This is a genomic window from Planktothrix sp. (assembly GCF_046067725.1).
GTDB lineage: Bacteria > Cyanobacteriota > Cyanobacteriia > Cyanobacteriales > Microcoleaceae > Planktothrix.
In genome coordinates, this window is record NZ_JBJUDF010000252.1 from 1 (window position 1) to 10,334 (window position 10,334).

Consider the following 10,334-nt stretch of genomic DNA (forward strand, 5'->3'; position numbering starts at 1 on the left):
TGACCCAAGGGACTAAAGAACGGTTAACTATAATTCTTGACGAGATGAATATGAACCTTGCTGACCTATTAGAAAAAATTGCCGATGGACAGATTGAAATTGTTGAGAAAGTGGGATATAATAAAATCTGAATTGAAACTACGATGAGTTAAAAATTCAATCTCTGATTTAAAGGGATTGAAGACTTGAAATTCCTTTTAATGCCTATCAGGAATTGAAACTTAGAATGTTTGAGCGCACCGGATTTTACCACCATTGCTTGAAATTCCTTTTAATGCCTATCAGGAATTGAAACCCCATATCTCACCAATATCAAAGCGTAAAGCCACACTCGAAATTCCTTTTAATGCCTATCAGGAATTGAAACAAAATTAATGATAATGAAATAATAGAATTTTATACCTCGAAATTCCTTTTAATGCCTATCAGGAATTGAAACATTTTTGCTTTCCCGTGTCGGTGAACCTTCACATTCTTGAAATTCCTTTTAATGCCTATCAGGAATTGAAACTACTGTCAGTACCCCTTTGACGTACCACTGCCAATAGCTTGAAATTCCTTTTAATGCCTATCAGGAATTGAAACTTAGCTTTTAGCCCTTTAAATTAATTCCAATATCTATTAAAAATTGATATAATTATAACAAGTGTCCCCACGATGCTTGGAACATCTGGGGACGTGAGTAAACCTGTGTCAGAGGTCAACTAATGAATAATGATACCAAGATTTTAGCGCAATATAACGGGAGTCCTATTTCGGTTAGAAGTGATGGACATATTGACTTAACCGGGATGTGCAAAGCTAACGGGAAAAAGTTGAGTCACTTCTTGGCTCTGAAGGAAACAAAAGACTACATCAAGGTCATGGAGCGCGATGCCGGGATTCCGGCATCGAAAATTATTGAAGTTGTCAAAGGCGGCAACGCTAAAAATCAAGGGAGTTGGGGACACCCTGAGATTGCTATTCTATTGGCTCAGTGGATCAGCCCCGAATTCCATCGCTGGTGCAATGCCCATATTTTTGTGCTGATGTCTGATGGTAAAACTTCCCTGGACATTGACCCATTTGAGAGAATGCAGGAAATCTTATTAGACCTTAGACTTGATGTTGATCATGCCATAGCCATTGATGACCGCTTTGAGATGGTTGAAACATACGCTCACTGGAGCCTTGAAGAGGGAGAATATTTAGAGCGATCGCCCTCAACACCCCAAAAAGCACGGAATCAAACCCCGTGCTTTTTAATGTCCAACGTCTTATTAAAAATCTTTTGATTACCTATTGACAAATCAAAAGATACTTGATATAACTAGATCATAGAAAACAACACAGAGGAAAACGTCATGTATTATGCAATAATGAATCACTACGCGAACGAAACAAGCGATGGCTTTCAAAATACCTGGTATCCAGTAGCCTTTTCTTCAATGAAAGAACGAAACGAAGCTATCAAGCAACGAATCAATGCGGCTCGAATTCCAACAGCTTCAGAGTTAAGATCGGCTAAAAAATCGGACTATGTGACAAGATTCGAGGATTTAACCCGTAAAGTTGCCAGACTTTAACAAATTCCCCTAGCCACACATTAAACGGCTAGGGGTCAACTAAAGGGTTAAAACGATGAAAAATGACAAGCGTGGGGGATACAGGCAAAATGCCCGTAGACCCCTATTAGGCGAGTCTAAAAGGGTGACAACTAGCATCTGCATTGAGAAACACCTGCTAGAGAAACTCGACGCTTTAGCAGCTAAGACAGGGGAAACCCGGAGCGACATTATCAATCGATTACTACGAAATACAAAGGATTAAAATCATGTCTACTAAAACGATAAAAAACACAATGGCGTGGTCTCTGATGTCGTCTTGTGTCTACAACACGAAACGTTATTACATTTTAGAGTCAAACACTATCGGAGATAATCGTCATACGATTTTGGACAGAACTGAAAACCGGATTGTCCCTAGTAGCAGTTCGTCAAGTTTTTTTGTAAGCTTTGACGACGCTTTGGCGAAGGTCAATGAATTAGAGAATAAATAAGCAGCGATCGCACACCAATAACAACAAAAGCACAGGGACAAGTCATGATTTTGAAAATTTTGACAAATGATGAATGGATCAATCCTATCGGGCATCCCCGATGGAGAGGGATACATGAAGAGTGTCACTATGAAGATGGACATCTCATACTATGGGCAACAGACCCGGAAACGTGGAGTCGTCTTCATAAAATGAAGACTGATCATTTTATGATAAATGGCAAAACACCTGAAAGTATTGAGGTTCGATAACCAATAACACCCAAAAAGCACGGGGTTTGATTCCGTGCTTTTTGATGTCCAAATCTTACCCCCAAAAGAATTTTAGATTAATACTTGACAAATCTAAAACCCCTATGATATAACTAGAATATGAAAAACAACACAGAGGAAAACGCCATGACTTACGCAACAACACAAGCCCAAGCAAAAGACAGAGTGACAATGACGCGGAGACTTCGGGTTCTAGGTTTCACATTCTCAAATGACCTGCCGACTATCGAATTAGCTCTGATGTTGAGAGATGCCGATCCTGCTTTTGATTTCCCTGAAAATATCAAAATAGACCTTCACGACTACGACAGAGACAACAATCCAAAATACACCGCCAAACAAATCCAGTTTGAGGGAACACCCCTTGAATTTTTGATCACTAGCAATAGTCAACTTAACCAAAAAACTGCTAAATCTATTCAATCTTTAGTGGATAGTCTCGTGTGGTTTTTAAATGACGGGTGGGACAAGGACGATGCCATCAAACAAGTCTTTTCCGAAACGGCGCACAATACCCCAGAAGTCAAAAAACTGGTTTTAGACACAGTGTTCTAAAATCCCCCTCCCTAGCCAAACATCAAACGGCTAGGGGTCAAGCAAACTAAATTACAAAAGAAAACTATGAAGGTAAGACTGACCGCCAATAAAAACTCGGTCGCAATAACAACCAATAATGAAACGTACCCTTTACTAAGAAAAATAGTAAAGGGTTATTGCGAAAACAACCTGATTCCTCAAGATCCGTTATTGTCGGAAAGGGTGTCGGAACTTAGTGGAAAACCTGGTATTAACGACTACGGGAATCTTGACGACCTCCCAACTCGTAGCGCAAACGACATGGAAATTTTTTTACGAGATGCAAAAATCGATCCCAGGAAGGTTTTGTTGGACTTGAAAAGGATCATCAAATCAATAGAACCCGATATTGAGATTTTGACATCAGATGAAGACTAAATACATCGGTCGAGGCGGCTCCTACCCCAACAGTGGCAGAAAGCCAATAGGAGCCGTCAAACGAGTTAAAACCTCGTTCACCGTAGAACCTGAGCTATTGAGTAAGTTGGATGCTTTAGTAGCTCAGGGAGAGGGAAGTCGGAGCGATATTGTTAACAAACTACTGAGGGCGATGTAGCGATCGCACACCAAAAACATGAAAGAATCATACTTTGTGATCAAGGGGTTAAGAGATGGAACCCCCGTTTACAAGACAAAAATGAGAACAAGACCTAACGCATGGAGTCCAGACCCTATAGGGGTAAAAAAATATCAGTCCAGAAAAGCGGCGGAAGGATCATTAGAGTCTAAGTTCGTGTTGCTTTACTCTGCTGGAATTGAGAGCATCGAAGTTGAGGAGATCCTCTCAAATGATCGGCGCTATATTCCTAAATACAATACCTAACAAAGTTTAATTAATTTGGGATTGTGCGATCGCACACCAATAACCAAAAGGCACGGGGTTGATTCTGTGCCTTTTAATATCCAACATCCTATTAAAATCTTTTGATTACCTATTGACAAATCAAAAGTATTCTGTTTTAATTAAAAGTATATGAAACAACACAGAGGACAAAACAATGACGATGTATGAGCGAAGATTTCAAGAAATCAATATGGAGCTTGAAAAACTCCCCCTGCTATTCGACATGACAGACGAGCAGCACGCTCGTTTTGAACAACTTTGTGAAGAACTGTTTGCAGTAGTTCCGCATATAGGAACTACAAATACTCAAGAACAAGTCGAAAGAAACGCAGCGAACGCTAGGTTCGCTGACGATTATGAACGATCAATTGACTATGAGCTATCGTTTTAGGCTTCCTCATTAGAGTCTAAGTTCGTGTTGCTTTACTCTGCTGGAATTGAGAGCATCGAAGTTGAGGAGATACTACCAAATGATCGGCACTATATTCCTAAATACAATACCTAACAAAGTTTAATTAATTTGGGATTGTGCGATCGCACACCAATAACAAAAGGCACGGGGTTGTCCCTGTGCTTTTGTTGTATTTGTTAAGAATTTAAAAGCGACGCGGGGGAGTCGAACCCACCTATCTAGTGGTTATGAGCCACTCGTGAACTCCAATTCACTGCCGTCGCACTGACATTATAACACAGAGATAGATCATTGTCTAGTATTGTGAGTCACTTGTGAGATCTAATTCACCACCGTCGCGTTTGTGGTTATAGTACAACATCAAAATCAATTCAAGATATAGTTCAACAAAAGACTTTAATTCATCATCATCTAGTTAAATAGGGTGTAATGATCAGGTTGATAAATCTCTTCAAATCTCCCCTGTCAACAATTCCCCGTTTTTGCAGACAAAAACTTTACCATCAGGCAGGTTATTAGGATCTATTTTCTCCATATTTTCAACTCCAAAACTTTTAATAATTTTACTGTATTTTAACACAATCAAACAATAAAAACGTTATAATTAATATTAACAATTGCCTCTCGCGGCGCGTTAACACCCAGAGGCAGTAATCAATAAATAGGAATTGACCACATGAATAATATTATCAGAGCAGAGCGAGCTACGGTTAAATTTTGTGAAGGGGTTGAGGTTGACGGATACAGATTGCCATCCGGTGAGTTTCGGGTTGGAAAAGTTGGATCAGCACGAGCATTGGGCTATGGCAAAGATTGGGTAACACGGACTATAAACGGGGTAGCATCGGGGAAAGGTAAAGATGCTGAAACCCTTATCAAGTGGGGATTTAACGGGGTCGCATCCAGTGTTGAAGTGTTAGGATCTGCAAGAGGGACTACTGTTGCTGACACTATCAGTCTTCAGGATTTTCGGCAATTAATCAGACTAGCAGCAAAAAGAGGTAAACCTGAAGCCGAGGCGTTGTTAGATGCCCTATTAGATGTTGGACTAGAAGACTGGTTTAGATTAGCGTTCGGACAGGAGCAACTGACCTTAGAGGAGAAACGCGATAAGTTTTATAAAGCTTACGCAGCGACTATCAATTGGTTGGCTGAGGATAGACGGGAATGGGCATTAATTGAAGAACAGGAATTATTCTTGGCTGGAAGTTGGGCTTAAATAATGAAAGGGTACAGACTAAACCTGTACCCTTTTTAATTGGTGGCGATCGCACTATTTCTTCCTTTTCTCCCTTCGATAGTGCATCTGGCATAGACCCCCAGAGAAATGAGGTTTATCACAGAGTGTGCAGGTTCGACCCTTTCCCGTCCCACTGGGTCTACCTGTTTTCCTTTGTTCTGCGGGGTTTATAAGTTGTTTATGACATTTAGGGCATTTGTAGGCTTGACGACCCTTTCTAAACCCGTCAAGCCACATTAGAACGTCACAATTTGGGCATTGCATATTTTTGTTTTGTAGCCACCGGATTTGACTCGGTGGCTTGGTTGTTGACTAAACTGCTACTCCGTTTCTGTTACCAGTTCTGACTCATAACCCAGGATTCCATATAACTTGTTGGCTATTTGACCAGTTGACAAACCTTCTGTGTAGAATGTAGCGGTTTCAGATCCGGTCTTGATTGCTTGAGTTAATGGGAATTTAACGTTGGTATACTCCCAAGAACCTCTTGTCACTTTCAAATTTTTGATAATTTTTCGGGCGGTGGTTTGGTCTACGTTCCATTCTGTAATAATGTCAAGACCTTGTTTTGTGCTTTTGCGGGTGAATGTCATTTGATTTGTCCTCTGTGTTGTTTCCTTACACTTAATACTGTACAAGATTAATCGTAAGGATGTCAAGGGGGTAAGGGAAATTTTTTTAGAGATAGCGATCGCACTCCCAACAACCAAAAGACACGGAGTTAAAACCCGTGCTTTTTGGTGTCCAATCCAGTGCTAGAAAAAATTTTAGATTAATACTTGACAAATCTAAAACCCCTATGATATAACTAGAATATGAAAAACAACACAGAGGAAAACACCGTGACACGCCAACAACTACAATACTTTTTAGGCAACTACAAAGAAGACGGAATGACCAATATCCGCTTAAGCGCACCTACAGCCGAACTGCAAGCCGAATACAACCGAGTCCGGGCTGACATTGACGAATTTGCCGAAGCTCATAAAAACATCACAAAAGCAGAAATGCAACGTGAAATCGCCCAATCATTGTCCAACTACCTCAAAGCACGGTTTGGGGATGAGTAAATATATCGGAAGAGGCGGTTCCTACCCCAGTGCTGGCAGAAAGCCAATAGGAGCCGTTAAAAGGGTTAAAACCAGCTTCACCATAGAACCAGAGCTATTAAGTAAACTCGATGCCCTGGTAGCCGAGGGGATGGGGAGCAGGAGTGATATTGTCAACAACTTACTAAAGGAAATGCAATGAAATATTTAATAGACCTTAAAACCGGGCAGCCTGTAGAGGCAATAGAAGGAAGTTACGAAGATTTCATAAAGAATGAGTGGGGTGGTTTCTATTATGCGCTTATTACAACAAAAGAAGGGATATCATTTGCTGGATACCCAGGGATGGTTTATAACACTTCTAAGATATGGTGCTCTGATCTATCTGTGTTTCAGGATTGGCTAGATTCTCGAAAAAAATCCCAATAATTCAAAAAGCCCAGGGGTTAAATCCTGGGCTTTTTGATGTTCTACGCTTTCTCGATCATCCCAACAACAGACTCAAACCATTGGAGATGTTGACGAGTTGCATCCTTGACTCCCTTTTGTGCAGCGAGTAACAGTTTTGAGAATTCCGATCCCTTGGGAGTAGGCAGCCATGCGGGGTCTTTGCCGTTGGGGTTGGGTGCTTGCAATCCATTCTCAGCTAACAATTGGTTAACCCGTCGCCCACTGTGTTTGATACCCGTGCGTTGCTCAAGAATTAACCCGATTTCTGTAGGGGTGAGGAGTTGTTCTGATGTCTTAACAACTAATTCCTTTTTCAACTCCTCAGCCGATGGGCGGAGTGCGGGATAATATTTGGCGACATAGTTGGCTGCGGACGCTGCGATTAGATTTTTATCGAGTTCGGTGATACTCAGTACCATCGTCACGAAATCAAAAATTTCATGGGGTGTTGGCTTGTCTGAGATAGTGTGAGTTTGGGTTTTAACTTTTTTGAGTTCGCGCTCACACTCAAGGAAATAACGGCGGATCTCCTTGCCCTTGCCATTGGGTAGCATCATCCCCATTTCCTTGAAACAATCTACCGTCATATAGAACTTATCACAATAGCTGTAATTCCCTCCCTGACTGGTCTCCACTAAAAGATGGAGACCGATTAACCTTGTGGGTGTTTACTCGTTTTCGTCATCCATCCATACGACTTTCACATTGTTTTTAGAGCAAACGTCTTGGACTATTTGCTGAAAATCCCAATGACACGCTCCAAACAGGTAAATTACTTTGTTGTGAGATGGGTAGTAGCAACCATAGGCGATAACTTTTCCTAGCGCATCTTTCCAGTTTTTTGCCTCTTTAATTTCAATTAATTCTGTTTTAGTAAGTAGGTCTATTTTTCCTGCTGGTGTAATAACTTCACATTTTCCGCCTAGTTGAGCATGGATTTTTTTCTGAATAAGTTTTTCCTTTCTTTCTGTGACCTTTTTACCCTCTTTCATTGCTCTGAGTTTAGAGAAGCAATTCGTTGACAGCCAAATAGAATAGGGCTTTCCTGCCACAACGGGAGCCTTGTACATTGTCAGAATATCATTGTACTCGGTGCAGATAAAATCGCTACCCTCGCAAAATTTACTTTTCAGAAACCTTACCCCAGTCCATTTGCAGGTGTATCCTAATTGTACCCATACAGCATCAAAGTTAATTGGAAAGTTATTTTGAAGACTTTCTGCGGCTAAAGCCAGTTCTTTGCTAAAATTTGACATCGTGATACCTGCTATGTAGGTTTACAGCCCTTGGGTGCTAATGACACCGCGAAGGGCAATTGTTATTAACATTATAACATTTTTATTGTTGATTGGGTACAATTAGATCGATTAATTTAATGAGAAAAACCCCTTTGATTGTCTCCACTTTAAACAGCTAACCGATAACAATATTTCTACTCTCAGAAAACCTTTCTAACACCCAACAGAAATTATATTTATTAACCTCTTCCCCTACCTGTTGAGACAAAATTTTAAATAGATACCTGCTTTTATCCCCTATATATCCCTCATCATAACCGTGCTTTTCAGCAATTTCACTATACTTTTTACCTTCCAGTAACATCAAGATAATTTTCTTTTGCAAGTCGTCTAAGTGCTTTCTAGTCTCGGTAAACACTAAACTATCTATCAAATATAATTCACGTTTAATCATAGGTTGTCAATCAAACAGATTAGGGCATAGGGTTGTTAATGCGTTGTACAGAAATTCTTTGTAATAGTAGATTTTAAGACACTTAGCATAATCGTCAAGTTCCTTTTGAATTTGCTCTAATTCAGATTTATATTTTAATTGAATCAACTGCCAATGACCCACAATTCCCGATCCACTGTATTCAACAAATAAGGTTTCGCTGTTCTTAAATACAGTCCAGTATGCAAAGTGAAAAACAGAATTTTGATTAATCCAGTTTTCACGATCTAACTCTGATGGAGTCACATTGTATTCCCTGTTCGCTTTAGAAATGATTAGATCCATTAAGAATAGCCACAGGTTTTTACCCGTAACGTAGAAATAATGTTTCTCATTGTTGACATAGGAATTTATTTCTAAGAATCCGTTACGGGAGTCGTCGGTGTTTAAGGTAATATTGAACTGCATATTTTGATTGATTATTTGTTAAAACTAAACCCACACTTAGGACAGATACACTCAGATTTACCTGTCTCACTTTCCTGATCAGATGATTCAGGAGGATCGCTTGTCAATTCGGTAGATTCCCTTTTGCCCAACGACTCCAACAATTCATTCAATTTATCATCAGGGAAAAATTCAGAATAATCTATCTCCTGAGCCAACTCCTCCAATATTTCATAGTCCCATGTACTAAAATCAGAAGCCGTATTATCAGCGATCGCATACTGTTTCCATTGTTCCTCAGTCAATCCCCGACGCTTAACAGCAACAATCGTATTGCCATCAGCCTCAACGACTAAAACTTTTTCAATTCCTAACTGACCCGCTTCTTCATAAGTGCCATTGCCAGCCCTAATCACATCGTTTTCATCAATAACAATAGAACGAGCCGCCCCAAATTGTTCTAACGATTTCCTGATAACGCTTGCTGAAAGTGGTGTTCTTTTCCGAGCATTATTCGGATCAGGGATTAATTTCGAGACATCGGTTTCAGTAATTTTAGGTTTAACCATAAATCAAGTTGTGAAGGGTGTTATAGCTATGCTAACTTAAAGATGTTGTTATTGCGGAAAATTGCGGAAAGGTTATTAAACCAGTTAAGTTAGAAGAAGTAAAAAAAGCGGTTTTAATTTTACTTGACAACCCCGAATTAAGTAATAGAGAGGTTGCCAGACGAGTTTGTGTAAATGAGAAAGCCATTAGAATATGGAGAAAGCAACCTATATGGCAGGAACTAACGGAAGAATTAAAAGCAGAGAGGGCAGAGGTAGCTAAAACAATGATTGAAGAAAATCGAGAGAAATATAAACGGGAGCTTGAGGCAAGACAAAAGGAATTAGTGGCGATTTTAAGTGGATTGACAGCGATCGCAGCGCACTCAACGAACGTATCAGCCAAAGCCTACGGGCAAGCAAGTCAAAACCCCGATCCGACAAAAGCTTGTGCCAAACTAACCAAAGCCGGAACTCATATTCACGGAAGAATGGCGGTTGACGCTGCAAAAGCTATCGTAACGTTACAGGAGCAACTGTATCAGATTGGGGTTGTATTTGATTATATTCAAGAGTTAGAGAAGGAAGAGGACGGGGAGTCTTAGCGATTATTGCAGACCATATAAAGCTCATAAGCGACCACTGAATTATCTAAGACCTCGGTTTGAAGACTCCCGTTACACCCTTTGGGTTAACGGTGAGATGAAAAACCGAGCAACATACCCAGCGTAGCACGATATTTTAAAAACGCTTGACACCCAACTAGAAACTTGTGTTAGATTAGGTT

The 10,334-nt window shown here is 40.2% G+C and carries 16 protein-coding genes, 1 tRNA gene and 1 CRISPR repeat array; of the genes, 10 read left to right on the forward strand and 7 right to left on the reverse strand.

Annotated features, from left to right (window positions below):
* Window positions 1-187 precede the first annotated feature (187 nt).
* Window positions 188-585: direct repeats of the CRISPR family, unit length 34 nt; unit sequence GAAATTCCTTTTAATGCCTATCAGGAATTGAAAC.
* 122 nt (window positions 586-707) lie between these two features.
* From ACKPEB_RS15665 to ACKPEB_RS15690, 6 genes are all read left to right on the forward strand, one after another.
* On the forward strand, window positions 708-1,274 hold the full coding sequence (locus ACKPEB_RS15665; protein ID WP_408965868.1) for a KilA-N domain-containing protein: 567 nt from the start codon (window positions 708-710) through the stop codon (window positions 1,272-1,274).
* A gap of 69 nt (window positions 1,275-1,343) precedes the next feature.
* Window positions 1,344-1,565: a hypothetical protein gene (locus tag ACKPEB_RS15670; protein WP_408965869.1), complete on the forward strand. Its 222-nt coding sequence runs from the start codon at window positions 1,344-1,346 to the stop codon at window positions 1,563-1,565.
* A gap of 55 nt (window positions 1,566-1,620) precedes the next feature.
* The gene (locus ACKPEB_RS15675; RefSeq protein WP_408965870.1) at window positions 1,621-1,809 is read left to right on the forward strand and encodes a ribbon-helix-helix protein, CopG family; all 189 of its coding nucleotides are present in this window, start codon (window positions 1,621-1,623) and stop codon (window positions 1,807-1,809) included.
* A gap of 627 nt (window positions 1,810-2,436) precedes the next feature.
* Window positions 2,437-2,865 (forward strand): hypothetical protein, encoded by a 429-nt coding sequence (locus tag ACKPEB_RS15680; RefSeq protein WP_408965871.1) that lies wholly within the window; start codon window positions 2,437-2,439, stop codon window positions 2,863-2,865.
* Between the two features lie 595 nt (window positions 2,866-3,460).
* A complete protein-coding gene (locus tag ACKPEB_RS15685) occupies window positions 3,461-3,709 on the forward strand; it encodes a hypothetical protein (protein WP_408968916.1) in 249 nt (82 codons plus the stop codon).
* A 175-nt stretch (window positions 3,710-3,884) separates the two neighbouring features.
* A complete protein-coding gene (locus tag ACKPEB_RS15690; protein ID WP_408965873.1) occupies window positions 3,885-4,121 on the forward strand; it encodes a hypothetical protein in 237 nt (78 codons plus the stop codon).
* A 210-nt stretch (window positions 4,122-4,331) separates the two neighbouring features.
* Here ACKPEB_RS15690 and ACKPEB_RS15695 read toward each other — a convergent pair.
* Window positions 4,332-4,405, reverse strand: a tRNA-Met gene (locus tag ACKPEB_RS15695).
* Between the two features lie 413 nt (window positions 4,406-4,818).
* On the opposite strand from ACKPEB_RS15695, the gene ACKPEB_RS15700 reads away from it, so the two are divergent.
* The gene (locus ACKPEB_RS15700) at window positions 4,819-5,361 is read left to right on the forward strand and encodes a hypothetical protein (RefSeq protein WP_408965874.1); all 543 of its coding nucleotides are present in this window, start codon (window positions 4,819-4,821) and stop codon (window positions 5,359-5,361) included.
* 341 nt (window positions 5,362-5,702) lie between these two features.
* Here the strand turns inward: ACKPEB_RS15700 and ACKPEB_RS15705 are convergent, their stop codons facing one another.
* The gene (locus ACKPEB_RS15705; RefSeq protein ID WP_408965875.1) at window positions 5,703-5,975 is read right to left on the reverse strand and encodes a hypothetical protein; all 273 of its coding nucleotides are present in this window, start codon (window positions 5,973-5,975) and stop codon (window positions 5,703-5,705) included.
* 249 nt (window positions 5,976-6,224) lie between these two features.
* Here ACKPEB_RS15705 and ACKPEB_RS15710 point away from each other — a divergent pair, with 249 nt between their 5' ends.
* Together ACKPEB_RS15710 and ACKPEB_RS15715 are read left to right on the forward strand one after the other, a co-directional pair.
* Window positions 6,225-6,452: a hypothetical protein gene (locus ACKPEB_RS15710; RefSeq protein WP_408965876.1), complete on the forward strand. Its 228-nt coding sequence runs from the start codon at window positions 6,225-6,227 to the stop codon at window positions 6,450-6,452.
* Window positions 6,453-6,629: 177 nt separating this feature from the next.
* A complete protein-coding gene (locus ACKPEB_RS15715; RefSeq protein WP_408965877.1) occupies window positions 6,630-6,860 on the forward strand; it encodes a hypothetical protein in 231 nt (76 codons plus the stop codon).
* Window positions 6,861-6,901: 41 nt separating this feature from the next.
* On the opposite strand, the gene ACKPEB_RS15720 is transcribed toward ACKPEB_RS15715, so the two are convergent.
* The 5 genes from ACKPEB_RS15720 to ACKPEB_RS15740 all read right to left on the reverse strand — a co-directional run bounded on the left by ACKPEB_RS15720 (window position 6,902) and on the right by ACKPEB_RS15740 (window position 9,568).
* Complete coding sequence (locus ACKPEB_RS15720; protein ID WP_408965878.1) at window positions 6,902-7,468, reverse strand: hypothetical protein; 567 nt, start codon at window positions 7,466-7,468, stop codon at window positions 6,902-6,904.
* 81 nt (window positions 7,469-7,549) lie between these two features.
* The gene (locus ACKPEB_RS15725) at window positions 7,550-8,137 is read right to left on the reverse strand and encodes a hypothetical protein (RefSeq protein ID WP_408965879.1); all 588 of its coding nucleotides are present in this window, start codon (window positions 8,135-8,137) and stop codon (window positions 7,550-7,552) included.
* Window positions 8,138-8,294: 157 nt separating this feature from the next.
* Entirely contained in the window at window positions 8,295-8,573 is a 279-nt protein-coding gene (locus ACKPEB_RS15730; RefSeq protein ID WP_408965880.1) for a hypothetical protein, read from the reverse strand.
* Between the two features lie 6 nt (window positions 8,574-8,579).
* Window positions 8,580-9,020 (reverse strand): hypothetical protein, encoded by a 441-nt coding sequence (locus tag ACKPEB_RS15735; RefSeq protein WP_408965881.1) that lies wholly within the window; start codon window positions 9,018-9,020, stop codon window positions 8,580-8,582.
* Window positions 9,021-9,031: 11 nt separating this feature from the next.
* On the reverse strand, window positions 9,032-9,568 hold the full coding sequence (locus ACKPEB_RS15740) for a hypothetical protein (RefSeq protein WP_408965882.1): 537 nt from the start codon (window positions 9,566-9,568) through the stop codon (window positions 9,032-9,034).
* A gap of 266 nt (window positions 9,569-9,834) precedes the next feature.
* On the opposite strand from ACKPEB_RS15740, the gene ACKPEB_RS15745 reads away from it, so the two are divergent.
* Entirely contained in the window at window positions 9,835-10,152 is a 318-nt protein-coding gene (locus ACKPEB_RS15745) for a hypothetical protein (protein ID WP_408965883.1), read from the forward strand.
* Window positions 10,153-10,334: the final 182 nt, after the last annotated feature.